Below are 14452 nucleotides of genomic sequence, written 5' to 3' on the forward strand. Positions count from 1 at the left end.
TTTAGCGCAGCATCCTCTTATCTACGCTGCTATTTTGCACTGGCTAAATAATTAGAACGCCATTGCTGCGGGGTCTGCGCCGTCCAGTGCTTGAAGGCACGCTGAAAAGCACTCTGTTCAGAATAGCCAAGCAGCAGGGCAATTTCTTGCAGGCTCAAGCGTGAGTCCTTTAAATATTGCTGCGCCATCATGCAGCGGATTTCCTGCATGCGCTGCTGGTAGGTTTTCCCCTGCTGCTGCAAATAACGCTGTAATTTGCGTACGGACAGGTTCATCTGCCGGGCAATCGCCTCAATCTGAAACATGTTTTTTTGCAGGCCAGCCAGTATGGCTTGCTGTAAACGTTGATCCATATCGGTGGCATGAGGTAATTTTTCTAACAGGGCTTCAGCCTGCTGTTTAAGCAGTTCCTGCAAGGTCTGATCACCTTGCCGCAGAGGCCGGGACAGCTCTGAAACTGTCAGTTGAATCTGGGCTTTATCCTGATTAAAACGTACCTTGGCGCGGAAATACTGCTCGTAAATCATGGTGTTTTTGGGTGGAGAGCGTTTGAAATGAACCTCATGCAGCCGAATATCATGGATATCCAGAATCGATTTGAGAAATTCCATTAACAGGGCAATCGCGACTTCATCGGTGATCTGGGAGGACAGGTTAAAGGGGATATCGTCCCAGCCAATGCTGAGGATCTCATTATGGATAGATATCTGCAAAGGTGTGCCGTCATAGATCAGACGGTGATAATCATGATAACGCATGAGCGCATCGCTCAGGGTTTCACAGGACAGGGCAATATAGGCCAGTATGCCTAAATATTTTGGTTGCACGAGTGCGGCAATTTCCAGGCCAAGTGCCGGGCGCTGCAACTGTTGTTCCAAGGTGGTTAACAGATCATGCCAGATGACATAATCAAAACGTTCCAGTGGCTGAACATCCAGCAATTTTTGTGGTGGCTTCAACTGATATTTATTATAAAAAGCCAGCAGCAAATGACCTAAACCACCATAGACTGAACCCGCATAATCTTTCTGAGTCTGCATGTTTAAAGTTTTTAGTATTTTGTCGTATTTTGTCAATCATATTGAAGTTTAGGGTCAATATCTAGTCTTTTACTTGATCTATAGTAGAAAGAAAAAGGAGAGTCTGATCATGTGGAAAGGTTTTTTGACAGGACTGGTCGTGGCCAATGGTTTTGAGTGGTTTGCCCATAAATATATATTGCATGGAACCCATAGAGCAGGGCAGGCACGTTATAGCCCGGTCCCGGAAAGTATGCGTTCGCATTGGGAGCATCATCGTGAAGTGCGTAAAACGGAATTCTCGGATATTGGTTATGTAGAGGGCTACAAGAACTGGCGTACCCGTAATGAAATCGGTTCGCTGGTGGTGGTGGCCAGTGTTTTTGGACTTGCATTTTATCCTGTGTCCAAAGGAATGGTTCTGGCGACCTTATATAGTGCGGGCAACTATTATTATATTCACCGCCGCGCCCATCTGGAGCCAGAATGGGCCAGAAAAAAAATTCCTTGGCATTATGACCACCATATGAACAGTAATCAGGATGCCAACTGGTGCGTGACCAAACCCTGGTTCGATTATCTGCTGGGTACCCGGGTCATTTCATCACCCGATTTGCAGGAAAAAAATCCTCTGGGTATTGCACTGCCTGAAGCCTTATCCACTCATTTGACCAGTCTGGCCAACCGTTATTTTCCGGCTAAATGGGCCAAAGTGCGAGACCAGCTGCAATAACATCTAAGTGGTGGATATATAAAATGACAAGCAGTTCTCACTTTTGAGGTGGCGTCGTGTTTTGTCAATAAATAGGGGATCTATTGTCAATATTGTGCTGGAAAATTAACCTATATTGGTGCCTGTCGATCTGCTTGATCTCTCCGGTAGGCACGGAGATAGATGAAGCAGGAGGTAGATGAGATACCAAGTGCTGTAGTTATTCTTGGTTTTATAGGGAGTCGTCAGACTCCTTTTTTTTAGCTGAAATGTGTACTGTTCCAGCCTAATAAGCAAAAAAAGAGCGCCATTCTACGCTCTTTTTTATTGGCTAGATTCTTGAATCAAGCAGATCACAGGCGCATTTCAATGCCCTGAGCGGCCATATAAGCTTTGGCTTCCGGAATGGTGTGCTGGCCAAAGTGGAAAATTGAAGCCGCAAGTACCGCATCTGCTCCGCCGTGAATAATACCGTCTGCCAGATGCTGTAAGGTGCCTACTCCACCTGAAGCAATGGTGGGAACCGTGACCCGGTCATTGATGGCACGCATGAGAGGAATATCATAGCCGGCTTTGGTTCCATCGGCATCCATTGAGGTAATCAGCAGTTCACCTGCGCCATAACTGGCCATTTTCTCGGCCCATTGCAGTGCATCGATACCCGTTGGTTTACGGCCACCGTGGGTAAAAATTTCCCATTTGTTTTCACCAGTTCTCTTGGCATCAATCGCCACCACAATACACTGGGCGCCGAAACGTTGCGAGGCTTCCTGAACAAACTCCGGATTAAAGACCGCAGCCGAGTTGATACTGACTTTATCTGCACCGGCATTGAGCAGCAATCGGATGTCTTCGACCTTGCGTACGCCACCACCGACGGTTAACGGCACAAAGACCGATTCAGCCATACGTTCCACTGTACGATAAGTCGTGTCACGTCCATGATGTGTAGCAGTAATATCAAGGAAAGTGATTTCATCGGCACCCTGTTCATTATAACGACGCGCCACTTCGACCGGGTCACCTGCATCACGGATATCAAGGAACTGAACACCTTTGACCACGCGACCGTTATCAACGTCCAGACAAGGAATAATACGTTTAGCTAGCATAAATTTTTCCAATTATTACAGCCGATTATGAAACTCACCCACGCAAGCGCTACACCTTGGCAGATGGAAACGGTATTCTAGCAAAAATATGTAGGTTTTTTCGCAGGTTTTCTATGTCGGTTTATACCACTTTGACTTTAAAGGAAGTTCAGGAGTTCGCAGCACCTTATGGATTGAAGGTGATCGACCTGATTCCTATTCAGGCAGGTATTCAAAACACCAACTATTTTCTGGTCTGCGAAAACCGGCAATATGTCCTGACCATCTTTGAAGAACTGGATGACAAGGCGGCAGGAGAACTGGTGCCTGTACTGGAATGTTTGGGGCAGGCCGGACTGGCGGTACCAGTTCCCTTATCGCACTCTGGCAAAGCGATTCACCGTATCAAGAATAAACCGGCCCAGATTGCACCGCGTCTGATGGGGGAGCATCCAATATCGCCTACCGTGGCTCAGGTTGAGGCGATTGCAGTGGCGCAGGCACAAATGCATATGGCCTTGCAAGACTTCGAACTGGAGCGCGCCTTTGTACGTGACCATGCCTATTGGTATGGTGTGGCGCTGGATCTCAAGTCCAGTTTAAGTCCGGCAGACAAGGTGTTACTAGGCAAACTTTTAGGTTTGTATGATGCTTTGACTGCGGTCTATCCAGACCGTCCACGCGGCTTTATCCATTCCGACCTGTTTCGTGACAATACCTTATTCCAGGGTGACGAGCTGAAGGGAATTCTGGATTTTTATGAGCTGAATAAAGACGAATTCCTGTTTGATATCGCGATTACCCTAAATGATTTCTGTAGCAATTATCCCGATGTTACTTTAAACGAAGAGAAGGCCCTGGCTTTTCTCACTGCCTATGAAGGTGTCCGTCCTTTAACTGAAGATGAAAAAGCCTGTCTGGAGCTGTATCTGGCCATGGCAGCCGGACGTTTCTGGATGATGCGTTTACAGGTGGCCCAGAAGAATACAACCGAGGGGCGTAGCGGGGCAGATATTTTGCAAAAAAATCCAATCGAGATGCGTAATATGCTGATTGAACGTTTAAAGTTCGTCACTGCTTAAGTTGATATAGAAAAGGATGGGGCACATGCGTGATCAGGGGCGTCTGGTGGAATGGTTTGATGATAAGGGTTATGGTTTTATTCAGCCCAATGATCAGGCCAAAGACCGCGTGTTTTTGCATATCAAGGATTTTGCACGCCCGGGACCGCGTCCAATTGTTGGCTGTGCACTGGATTATCTGGTAATTCTGGATGAGCGTGGACGTTATCGTGCCCAGCAGGTGATGTACCTAAAAGCCTCTCAAGCCCGAACAGCGTCTGCACGCAAGCCAGCAGCGACCACAGCGCCTTCTCAAAAATTACAGCGCATGCAGATTGCTTGTGTGGTTTATATTCTGGTATTGGCAGGGCTGACTCTGGCCGGTCTGCTCAGTGGCTTGGTGTTGTTATTCATCAGCCTGATCAATGCCCTGAGCTATTGGCTCTATGCTCAGGATAAGGAAGCCGCGCAACTCGGTAATCGCCGTATTCCGGAAAATACCCTGCATCTGGTGGCCTTTTTAGGCGGATGGCCGGCTGCCTGGCTGGCACAGCAAAAATTAAGGCACAAAACACAAAAACAACCTTTTAGGCAGATTTATTTTTGTACCATAGCCTTTAATATTATTTTAATGGTATGGCTGATTTCTCCCTTGAATAGTTTGAGTATTTAGGAGCAGCCTCGGGAGCATGATGAACTACTCTATTGATAAAGATCCGAATCGAAGCCTAACCCTGATTCTGTATATTTTATATATTGTGGCGATTTTTAGCGCGGGCTTGCTGGCAATCATTGCCCTGGTGATTAACTATGTAAAACGTTCTGCGGTGCGCGGGACAATTTTTGAAAGTCATTTTACCTGGCAAATCCGCACTTTCTGGTGGTATCTGATCTGGAATATCATCGCTTTCATTCCTTTCCTGCTGTTGTTCTTTACCCATGACGATCCGGATCTCTTTGCCGGTGTGGCTTTGGGCGCTTCAGCTTTTTGTATTGCCGTGATTGGTTTGTCCTGGATCTGGATTGTCTACCGGGCGATTCGCGGTATTATGCGCCTGAATGATAACCAGCCCATGTATCGTGCTGAACAGTAAATTTCTGGATTGAACTTTTAAATAAAAGCATATTTTTATTGTATTCAGGTTTGCACCTCCTGTACTTGAACTGGCTGAGGTGCAGCTCAAGTACAGAAGGCTGGCTATCCCAGCTTTTCCTTTTTTATTTTTCTGAGGAATTGGGGTTTCCATTCACTGACAATGACACCTAGTACTACCATCAGCCCACCCAGCAGAGCCAGTGCGGGCAGGCGTTCTCCGGCCAGACGGCCAAACAGGCCGGCCCAGATCGGCTCTCCAGCATAAATGATGGCTGCCTGAGACGGATCTACCCGGCGCTGGGCCCAGTTCATAACTAGCTGTATACACGCACTGGCTATTCCCAGCGCGACTAAAATACCAGCCAGATGCCAGTGAGACACTGGCAGGCGGGACTCTCCAAGCCAAGGTGCAACCAGAAAGCAGAATAGGGAGGCAAAAAACAGTTGCAGTACAGTCACCCGCCGCACATTCACCTGCTCGGCAAAATGGCTGATAAAAATAATTTCCAAAGCAATTGCAAATGAACCAAGCAAGGTCAGGATCTGGCCAAAATTCAGCTGAATTGCACCCCAGCCATTTCCGGTTAAAAACACCAGTCCCACAAAGGCCAACAGAACACCTACCCAGGTCATCACCTGCGGTTTTTTACCGAAGAGCAGCCAGAGCAGCAAAGGAACCAGAGGAACATACAGGGCAGTCAAAAAGGCCGACTCGCTACTGCTAATGCTCTGTAACCCCACTGTCTGGGTGGCATACCCTATGGCAATCACCGCGCCAATTACCGCACCGGCCCATACTTCTTTTAGCGTCATGCCCCGAAGATGCTGAAGTGAGATCAAACTTACCGCAATCGCAGCTGCCGCAAAACGCAAGCCCACAAACAGCACTGGACTGCTAAAATTCAGGCCGTATTGTACGGTAATAAAACTGCCACCCCAGATGATCGTGATCAGGACCAAGGCGATTTGAGGCGCTTTGGCTGTCCAGCCAGAGCGAAGATGATAAACAGATGTAGACATGGGGAGGAGATCAAAAAAATAGGACAATAAAAAAAGAGGCCCGCAGACCTCTTTCTTCAGCAGTGACGTATTATAGCGCTTCCTGCTCATCCAGCAATAATTGTGCTTCACGCAGGCTTAAAGTCCCTTCATAAATCGCACGGCCGGTAATTGCACCTAGAATACCTGGTTGATCTTTCAGCTGACGCACATCATCCATATTAGTGACCCCACCTGAAGCAATCACAGGCAACCCTGAATATTGTGCCAGAGTGACGGTCTGCTCGATGTTTACACCCTGCATCATGCCATCACGGGCAATATCGGTATAGACAATGCTAGATACGCCGGCATCTGCAAAACGTTTGGCCAGATCAGTGGCTTTGACATCGGTAATATTGGCCCAGCCATCGGTTGCCACCATGCCATTCATGGCATCAATACCGACAATGATATGTCCAGCGAATTTCTTGCATGCTTCTTCGACGAACTCAGGCTCCTGAACCGCTTTGGTGCCGATAATTACAAATGACACACCTGCTTCCAGATAATGCTCAATCGTTTCCAGCGAACGGATTCCGCCACCAATCTGGATAGGCAGCTCAGGTTGAGACCTGACAATAGCTTCGACCACCGGCTTATGTACCGGTGTACCTGCAAAGGCACCATTAAGGTCCACCAGATGCAGACGGCGAGCACCTTCATTGACCCAATGCTGTGCTGTTGCAACCGGATCATCAGAAAATACGGTATCGTCTTCCATACGACCTTGTTTTAAGCGGACACATTTGCCATCTTTCAGGTCAATTGCCGGGATGATCAGCATGCTTTCGCTCCTTGCTTAATCTTTAGAATGAATGTGTATCAGCTCATCTTAGCAAATAAAGTCGAAATTTCTAACTGATAAACCGTATGAAAAGAGAAAACCTGTCCGAAGATAAGGGAGAGTTCTGTAATTTATTTCCATTATTTTAGTGATTTATGTAGAGAGTGGTTTTCTGGCAGGCTGAATTTAATAGGGCAATTCCACAGGCACGCTGATTGGTATTGACCGGACTTTATTGGCTATTTTAGCTGCTGTTGGGCGTTCAAGGATTTTGGGGTATTGAAAAATAGAATGCTGAAAATACAGAGCACAGCTAAAGAGCGAATAACCTTTTTAAACAGCTATATTGTGGAGTTCGGCCGGATTTTGGGTTTGAGGGAGGTACTAGGAAGGTCTTTGGGTAATAATCCCCGCGCCAGTAGTTCTTCAAACACTAGACGCGGTGCATAGGCATCGGCTGTCGCATAGCTGATCTGGGCCGGACTGAGATGTTTTGTGGCCCAGTTTGAGGTGCTGATGTGTTTCGATTTGGGGAAATTGACCTGAAACAGCAAAGCCATGGCATTTTTCAGCCCTATCGGATTTTTTAGGCCAAAATCCCTAAAACATGTCGATAGCTCTATCACGTTGTTCAGTTCAATCCCTCTTTTACGAAAGAGATGGGCATCATTTTTCAGGCCGAAACCGACTTTAATCTGGTCACGGCTGGCAAAAATCGGTTTTAAAAACTGCCAGATCTGCTCGTGCATTTGAAAAAGATAGGCTTTGTCCAGAGTCGCCAGTTGAATCAGATGCGGGCCTGTAGACACTTCACCGGCCTTAAAGGTGGGTTTGGATTCCGAGTCAAAACCGAATACTGTCACCTGTTCAAGCTCCGAACGCAAGGCTTCACATTGCTGTAGACTGTTAATCACAAGGATGCGTTCAGGTACAAGATTTTGAAACCGAGGAAACGTTGCAATGTGTTCTTTGCTTGGTAAGACGGAATGTAAGCATTCATCCATGGCGGCGCTGTATATATCTGTAAAAAAACAGCTTAAAACTTTTTAGGATAAAGTGCAAAAAGTAGGGCGGGATGAAAGGCATGGGCAGTTAGAGGAGGCCCATGCTTCAATACTCGGATGATTTAGAGTTTTGGCAGAGAGTCACCCGATATCATAAAAGTCGCTATGAATAATAAAATAAGGACCAGAATATACAAAATAGCCAGTACATTTTCCCAGCCACGGGTAGTACGGGGTTGTCCAAACTGGTTCGCCTGTTGATCCCCAGGTGCAAACAGGAGATAAAGGGCAAATAAAATATTCACCACAGGCACCAGCAGCAGCAGGCTGAACCAGCCGCTATGATTGCGGTCATGCAGGCGGCGAATAGTAAAGACCATACTAAAATAAATAGCCACGCCGTACAGGAAAATAAACAGGATGATTACAGGAGAGGAGAGTGAGCTTCCCAGAGTATCCAGATTTATGCCTGGCAGCATCAAGGCGATAACACACCCGATGAGCAGAAAGAAAAAGCCCATGAGCATATTCCAGGCGAGATAAGAACGACGGCTAAAACGGCCAGCAGGTTTGAATCCAGAATCATGAATGGTATTAAGCATATTATTTCCTTTTATTTTCATTTGTTTTTTTTGGTGAGAGAATCATATAATTATTCTTTGAATCTGAAAAGCTTAAATCTTAGTCAATAAAAAAGCCCGCATCTCGCGGGCTTTGTTGACGGGGCAGGAATCAGATATTCCAGTCCACAAAGTTTTTCAGTAATTGCAGGCCTGCTGTATGACTTTTTTCCGGATGGAACTGAGTGGCAAACAGGTTTTCTTTATGAATCGCCGTACAAAATTCAAGGCCATAGGTACACTGCGCCGCCACAATAGCCGGGTCTTGCGGTTCTACATAATAGCTATGCACAAAATAGAAACGCGCGTCCTGATCGATATCTTTCCACATTGGATGATCGGGGTCCGCCTGATGTACCTGATTCCAGCCCATATGCGGCACTTTTAAGCCGGCCATCTCTGGGAAGTGCTTGACTGCACCTTCAAAAATACCCAGAGCCGGCGTACCGCCATTTTCCTCAGAATGTTGCATTAACGCCTGCATGCCGACACAGATTGCCAGCACCGGTTTATTAAACACGGCATTACGCACCACGGTATCAATACCGGCTTCATGCATGCCCTGCATACAATCACGCATTGCACCGACCCCTGGAAAGACAATCTTGTCTGCCTGTGCAATCAGCGTTGAATCATTGGTCACATCAACAGTGGCACCGACATGTTCCAGGGCTTTGGCTGCCGAGTGCAGATTTCCCATGCCATAGTCAAGAAGGGCAATACGGGGCATTACAGTGTCCCTTTGGTAGACGCCACTGTATTGGCAGCACGTGGATCAACTTCACATGCCATACGCAGTGCACGGGCAAAAGCCTTAAATACACTTTCAATCTGGTGATGGCTGTTTTTGCCTTTCAGGTTGTCGATATGTACCGTCATTAAGGCGTGGTTGACAAAACCCTGGAAGAATTCAGAAAACAGATCTACATCAAAACGGCCAATGGTTGCACGGGTAAAAGGAACATCCATAAACAGCCCCGGACGGCCTGAAAGATCGACCACGACACGGCTTAAAGATTCATCTAGTGGGGCATAGAAATGGCCATAGCGTTTTAAGCCTTTTTTATTACCGAGTGCCTGTGCAAAGGCTTGCCCCAAGCTGATGCCACAATCTTCTACCGTGTGGTGGTCATCAATTTCCAAGTCACCATCACAATGGATATCAATATCAAACAAGCCATGGCGCTTGATTTGATCAATCATATGATCTAAAAATGGAATCCCTGTGTTTAAGGTGCCTTGACCAGTACCGTCGAGGTTCAAACGAACGCGAATTTTGGTTTCGTTGGTATTTCTTACCACTTCACTGATACGATCTGTCATAGACACGTTCCTCAAATACGTCAAAATGATTGATGTAGAAAATATTTTTCGCCGTGACGACGTCACCGCATATTAGATTGCTCAGGAGGGTTTATCAATGCCTATCACCGTACATGCTTATACTTCTTTGGAAAATGATGAAGTGCGCAGCCAGCTTGAGCGACTGTATGACACCAGCCCTGAATTTAGTGATGGGGCAGATGCCATAGAACAACTAGAGCAAAACCTGGCACAGTATACCCTACTTTATACGGCAGAATTTAATACCAAAATCATTGGTGCAATTTGGGCCACGGGACAAGGTGAAAGCCGGATTCTGGAAAATATTGTGGTGCATCCGGCCAATCGAGGGCGGGGGGTGGCAGAAAGGCTGGTTGCAGAAGCCTGTCGAATGGAAGAAGAAAAAGGTGTAAAAACCTTTGTTCCGGGCTGTGGTGCTATTCACCGTTGTTTGGCGAATTTAGAAAAAATTTAACCAGTCTGCTGTTTGAGGTAAAAAGCTGCTGAAAGGCCGGTGTTAATCCGGTTTTAAGCCAAAATGCTCAATTTAAGCGGGGTATTGGTGGAAAACTAAACATTTGGTGGTTTTTCTTTATTTCGCTCTTGACGCTTGCGGCCTGAAACTGTTTAATACGCGACATTGGCGTGATAGCTCAGTCGGTAGAGCAACGGATTGAAAATCCGTGTGTCCCCAGTTCGATCCTGGGTCTCGCCACCATATTCAAAAACAAATTTAAAGTTTTCAATCCCTGATCCCATCAGGGATTTTTTTTAGATTAAAATTCACCCACTCAATCATTTTTTTCATAATTTTGATTGACTAATGGGTCCAGATACGGCTTAATACACCGCATCGGCGTGATAGCTCAGTCGGTAGAGCAACGGATTGAAAATCCGTGTGTCCCCAGTTCGATCCTGGGTCTCGCCACCATATTCAAAAAAATCCCCAAACCTAGTTTGGGGATTTTTTTTGTTTGTATGCATGGGTCTCATACGCACAGTCAGTTGGCTGGACTGTTTATAGACCTGTCATACTCAGTCGAATGACCGTTTATCAGACTTAACAATATCAAGGCATAAAGTTTGTAAGATAAAAGTCAGATATTTTTTACTTTTCTATCCGAGGGGTATGAATGATGACTCTCTTAAAAGCTTTAAACCTCAGCTTGCTTGCGCTTGTCGCAGGTACGGCTACATTCACCCAGGCTGCTCCTGTAAGTTCAGGTTCTGTGGTTCTTCCCACCTTAATTGTGATGGCAGAGCCAGAGCTACGCGCCATGACCGAAATTATTCCTTATCAGGAAGAGGCCAGTCAGCGGGATGCATTAAACCGTTATCTGATGAAAGTCGAACGTGATATTCAAAGTTATAGCGTCGATGCCGACTTTGCCGGAAGTATTGATGTGGTTCGTGCAGCGCCTAAGCCTGATCTTGACAGCCTACCTGTGGTGTTCCGGGAATATGTTCTGGTGGTGGCAGCAGGACTACAATCTGCCGATCCCAGAAAGGGCCTGTATACCATCTTGCAGCCTTTTGGAATTGATGCGAATGCCACTACGGTGCAGATTGTACGGGAGCAGTTTCATCCCAACCAGCTTAACATCAGCCTGCCGTTTACCTTTCGATAATCACTCAGGCCGCTTCCTTCAGCGGCACTGTGTTGCGTGAGGGATATAAAGGGAATTCTTTTCTTTTATCTCTCAAAATCATGCTGCCTAAGGGTCGTTGAACATACAAGAAAATTCATCGGTCTTGAATTCTGCCTGAAAAATGAGCATAGTGTATTGAAGAAACAAGATCTGAATCCCAGACCTGGAGCGTGTGCATGCCGCGTGTTTTTATGATTTTAGCCGGTGCGACCCTGGCTATTTTTATCGGGCTATTTTATCAATATTCAGTACAACAAAAAAATCAGGCTGAGCTGGCCGAATATGAAATGGTGCTGGAAGAAAAAACACAGCAGATTGCAGAGCAGGCACAAAACTGGTCTACACCCATCCAGCTGGAAATTGAAGATGAGCGGCTAGATGGTGATTATGCCATCATGGCTGAATTTGTACTGGGCCAACTGCGTGACAGTGCCGAGGAGCGCAACCAGTATTTGCGTGAACTGAAGGCAGCCAACTGGCAGAATTTTCTGAATATTGACCGCTTAGCCCAGGACCAGACGCAGGGGTATACAGACACTGAGGCGATGCTCAAGCAGGTACATCAGATCGTGAATGATTATCAGCAGAAAATTCAGCAACGTGATGCCGAGCTGATTGATAAGGCTCAGCAACTGGATATTAAAAATCGTTATCGCCAACAACTGACCCAGAATCTGAAAGATAGTCAGCAAAACAGTAATGCTCATGTGATTTTTGAAATAGAAAAACAGAGCCTAGCTAAGGCAGATGCGCTTTTTGCTTTATTAAAACAACATAAATGGCAAAAGAAAAATCAGACTTTTATGTTCTATGAGGATAAAGCGGTGAAAGAGTTTAATGCGCTGTACAAGGACATGCTGGACTTGAACAGGCAGATGCAACAAGTTGCGAGCGCCAATCAGAAAGCGGTTGAAAACAAGCTATAGCCCTGTAGGCGATCACAGGATTGCCACATGACTGTCATCTGCTGTTCAAACTCAGTGCTTAAATTGAATATGTCGCACAGATCACAACATAACATTTAAGCAGGTGAGTCATGCAAACAATTCAGGTTTTTGCTGATATTCAGCAGGTGTACAGTGAGTTTGTCGCAAATAAAATATGTCCAAAACTACAAAGTTTGAATAATGAAGGCAGGAGCCGATTTTTCTTGAATCAATATTTTAAGCTGATTGAGGACTGGCACTATACCGAACAGATTGTAATCCAGTTTAACCAGCAATATTTCAGTCTGGATCTGGGAGGCGCGCCGGATTTTATGGATCAGGAAAATTACATGCGCTGGCTACAGTCAGAACTACGGCATTAATCCAGTCGCCCTATTTATGAACTAACTACACCCAAGCTGTCGATCTAGACAGCTTTTTTATTTTTCAGGTGTGGTCTGTATCTTGCTGCTGTATGAATACAGCGTACATAAGCATGATTTTCATTCCGGACTGAACAGGCTATGCTGAACTCCATAAACCCGTCGCTAGAAGCATGACAGGCGGCGCATGCATGAGATGGAGAACGAGATTGATGCAAGAGCTCATTTGTTATAAGGAACTTCCGGTCTGGACACAGCAGAGTATTCCTCAGGGTTTCAAGAATCAGCACAACACCAAAGCAGGTACCTGGGCAAAACTGACAGTCTTAAAAGGTAAGCTACATTTTGCCATGCTGGAAGAGTCGGGTAAGGTGCAATCTGAACATGTGTTTACACCAGAGCAGCAACCAACATTTATTGAACCTGAGGCTTGGCACAAGATTATTTCTGCCAGCGAGGATGTCGAATGCCAGCTGCGTTTTTATTGCCGGCCTGATGATTATTTCAGCAAGAAATATCAGTTGAATCCTACCCATTCTGAAGTACTGGCTGCCATGCCTTATTTACAGGGTGGTCGTGCGCTGGATATCGGCTGCGGTACAGGACGTAATGCGCTTTATCTAAGCCAGAACGGCTTTAAAGTCGATGCCTGGGATGTTAACGAAAACAGTTTGCAGACCTTGAGACAAATTGTACAGACGGAGCAAATTGATCGCTTGCAGATCCAGCGTCGCGATCTCAACACAGATACCCGCATTACAGGCCAATATGACTTGATCTACTGTACTGTGGTGATGATGTTCCTTGAGGCAAAAACCATTCCGCCGTTGATCGCACAAATGCAGCAGGCCACCGTGCCGGGTGGTTATAACCTGATTGTCTGTGCCATGGATACAGACGATATTCCGGTACAGCCAGACTTTCCATTTAGTTTTAAACCGGGACAGCTCAGTGCTTATTATGAAGGCTGGAATCTGGTGAAATATAATGAAGATATTGGTGAATTACACCGTGTAGATGAACAGGGCCATCGGCTTAAACAGCGCTTTGCCACCATGCTGGCGCAAAAGGTTTAAATAAAATTAAGTTTTAATTCCTGAACATAAATTAAATCCTCCAAAACAAAAAAAAGATGTCAGGCAGACATCTTTTTTATGCTTAAAAATTCTTAAGCTGCTTTTTTAAACCAAGAGAACCAGCCTTTTTTCTCAGCTTTTACTTCGGCTTGAGTCGCTTCGGCTTTTTCAGTAGTAGTTTCTTTTACTTCAGCAGCAGTTTCAACAGTTGCGTCTTTTGCTTCTGCTACTTCTGTTTTTGCAGCTTCAACTTTTTGTTCTGCGGTGGCTTGTGCATTTTCTACTTGAGTAGTTGTTTCAGCTTTTACTGTTTCAACTTTCGCTTCAGTTGCTTGTTTTGCTTCTGTAGCAGTAGTTTGAACAGCTTCAACTTTTGCTTGCACAGGTGCAACAGTTTCTTTAGTAACAGTTTGAACTGTAGTTGTTGTAGCAGCAGGTGCTACTTGAGCTTCAGTTGCCATTGCAGATACAGAAGTTGCTACGATTGCAGTCGCAAGTACGGTTTTAAGCATGTTCATATAAACCCCTTAAAAGAAGTAGGAAAAAAGAGGCTTGATCATACGCGTATAAAATTTAAGTGATTCATAAATAGGTTTTTACTGGTTGATTATTCAACTAAAATTACAAATGGATAACACTCTAAAAAGTTAAATATAATTTGAATCTA

18 protein-coding genes and 2 tRNA genes are annotated in these 14452 nt (G+C 45.6%); 11 read left to right on the plus strand and 9 right to left on the minus strand.

The genetic code is table 11. The features are described from left to right. Window positions 1–29 precede the first annotated feature (29 nt). Window positions 30–1040: a helix-turn-helix domain-containing protein gene (locus E5Y90_RS00925; RefSeq protein ID WP_174659143.1), complete on the minus strand. Its 1011-nt coding sequence runs from the start codon at window positions 1038–1040 to the stop codon at window positions 30–32. Window positions 1041–1149: 109 nt separating this feature from the next. On the opposite strand from E5Y90_RS00925, the gene E5Y90_RS00930 reads away from it, so the two are divergent. Beyond that, window positions 1150–1752: a hypothetical protein gene (locus E5Y90_RS00930; protein WP_151205410.1), complete on the plus strand. Its 603-nt coding sequence runs from the start codon at window positions 1150–1152 to the stop codon at window positions 1750–1752. Window positions 1753–2084: 332 nt separating this feature from the next. Here the strand turns inward: E5Y90_RS00930 and hisF are convergent, their stop codons facing one another. Next, a complete protein-coding gene (gene hisF / locus E5Y90_RS00935; protein WP_151205411.1) occupies window positions 2085–2843 on the minus strand; it encodes an imidazole glycerol phosphate synthase subunit HisF in 759 nt (252 codons plus the stop codon). 113 nt (window positions 2844–2956) lie between these two features. On the opposite strand from hisF, the gene E5Y90_RS00940 reads away from it, so the two are divergent. Genes E5Y90_RS00940 through E5Y90_RS00950 form a run of 3 tightly spaced genes read left to right on the plus strand, consistent with a single transcriptional unit; the run spans window position 2957 to window position 4977 of the window. Continuing rightward, complete coding sequence (locus E5Y90_RS00940; RefSeq protein ID WP_174659144.1) at window positions 2957–3904, plus strand: homoserine kinase; 948 nt, start codon at window positions 2957–2959, stop codon at window positions 3902–3904. 25 nt (window positions 3905–3929) lie between these two features. After that, a complete protein-coding gene (locus E5Y90_RS00945) occupies window positions 3930–4556 on the plus strand; it encodes a DUF1294 domain-containing protein (protein WP_174659145.1) in 627 nt (208 codons plus the stop codon). Window positions 4557–4575: 19 nt separating this feature from the next. Continuing rightward, a complete protein-coding gene (locus tag E5Y90_RS00950; protein WP_174660533.1) occupies window positions 4576–4977 on the plus strand; it encodes a DUF4870 family protein in 402 nt (133 codons plus the stop codon). A gap of 104 nt (window positions 4978–5081) precedes the next feature. On the opposite strand, the gene E5Y90_RS00955 is transcribed toward E5Y90_RS00950, so the two are convergent. The 6 genes from E5Y90_RS00955 to hisB form a co-directional block, all read right to left on the minus strand. Continuing rightward, window positions 5082–5999, minus strand: coding sequence for a DMT family transporter (locus E5Y90_RS00955; RefSeq protein ID WP_174659146.1), 918 nt, complete (start codon window positions 5997–5999; stop codon window positions 5082–5084). Window positions 6000–6069: 70 nt separating this feature from the next. Then, a complete protein-coding gene (hisA, locus tag E5Y90_RS00960; RefSeq protein WP_151204946.1) occupies window positions 6070–6804 on the minus strand; it encodes a 1-(5-phosphoribosyl)-5-[(5-phosphoribosylamino)methylideneamino]imidazole-4-carboxamide isomerase in 735 nt (244 codons plus the stop codon). Window positions 6805–7145: 341 nt separating this feature from the next. Further along, complete coding sequence (locus E5Y90_RS00965; RefSeq protein ID WP_174659147.1) at window positions 7146–7808, minus strand: 3'-5' exonuclease; 663 nt, start codon at window positions 7806–7808, stop codon at window positions 7146–7148. Window positions 7809–7930: 122 nt separating this feature from the next. Next, entirely contained in the window at window positions 7931–8410 is a 480-nt protein-coding gene (locus E5Y90_RS00970) for a DUF805 domain-containing protein (RefSeq protein ID WP_174659148.1), read from the minus strand. Window positions 8411–8540: 130 nt separating this feature from the next. Continuing rightward, window positions 8541–9158 carry an imidazole glycerol phosphate synthase subunit HisH gene (hisH, locus tag E5Y90_RS00975; protein ID WP_174659149.1) on the minus strand — a complete coding sequence of 206 codons (618 nt, stop codon included), beginning with the start codon at window positions 9156–9158 and terminating at the stop codon, window positions 8541–8543. Next, the gene (gene hisB, locus E5Y90_RS00980) at window positions 9158–9751 is read right to left on the minus strand and encodes an imidazoleglycerol-phosphate dehydratase HisB (RefSeq protein WP_151204950.1); all 594 of its coding nucleotides are present in this window, start codon (window positions 9749–9751) and stop codon (window positions 9158–9160) included. Before hisB ends, hisH begins: the two co-directional genes overlap by 1 nt. Before the next feature lie 97 nt (window positions 9752–9848). Here hisB and E5Y90_RS00985 point away from each other — a divergent pair, with 97 nt between their 5' ends. From E5Y90_RS00985 to tehB, 7 genes are all read left to right on the plus strand, one after another. Further along, window positions 9849–10226 (plus strand): GNAT family N-acetyltransferase, encoded by a 378-nt coding sequence (locus E5Y90_RS00985; protein WP_151204951.1) that lies wholly within the window; start codon window positions 9849–9851, stop codon window positions 10224–10226. Window positions 10227–10393: 167 nt separating this feature from the next. Beyond that, window positions 10394–10469: transfer RNA gene (locus tag E5Y90_RS00990), tRNA-Phe, on the plus strand. 137 nt (window positions 10470–10606) lie between these two features. Continuing rightward, window positions 10607–10682 (plus strand) — tRNA-Phe (locus tag E5Y90_RS00995). A gap of 205 nt (window positions 10683–10887) precedes the next feature. After that, window positions 10888–11379 carry a hypothetical protein gene (locus E5Y90_RS01000; protein WP_151204963.1) on the plus strand — a complete coding sequence of 164 codons (492 nt, stop codon included), beginning with the start codon at window positions 10888–10890 and terminating at the stop codon, window positions 11377–11379. 197 nt (window positions 11380–11576) lie between these two features. Further along, a complete protein-coding gene (locus E5Y90_RS01005) occupies window positions 11577–12326 on the plus strand; it encodes a hypothetical protein (RefSeq protein ID WP_174659150.1) in 750 nt (249 codons plus the stop codon). Window positions 12327–12436: 110 nt separating this feature from the next. Beyond that, window positions 12437–12709, plus strand: coding sequence for a hypothetical protein (locus E5Y90_RS01010; RefSeq protein ID WP_174659151.1), 273 nt, complete (start codon window positions 12437–12439; stop codon window positions 12707–12709). 212 nt (window positions 12710–12921) lie between these two features. Then, window positions 12922–13785: an SAM-dependent methyltransferase TehB gene (tehB, locus tag E5Y90_RS01015; RefSeq protein WP_174659152.1), complete on the plus strand. Its 864-nt coding sequence runs from the start codon at window positions 12922–12924 to the stop codon at window positions 13783–13785. Window positions 13786–13877: 92 nt separating this feature from the next. On the opposite strand, the gene E5Y90_RS01020 is transcribed toward tehB, so the two are convergent. Then, entirely contained in the window at window positions 13878–14303 is a 426-nt protein-coding gene (locus tag E5Y90_RS01020; protein ID WP_174659153.1) for a hypothetical protein, read from the minus strand. Window positions 14304–14452: the final 149 nt, after the last annotated feature.

Source organism: Acinetobacter sp. 10FS3-1 (assembly GCF_013343215.1).
Taxonomy (GTDB): Bacteria; Pseudomonadota; Gammaproteobacteria; order Pseudomonadales; family Moraxellaceae; genus Acinetobacter; species Acinetobacter lwoffii_C.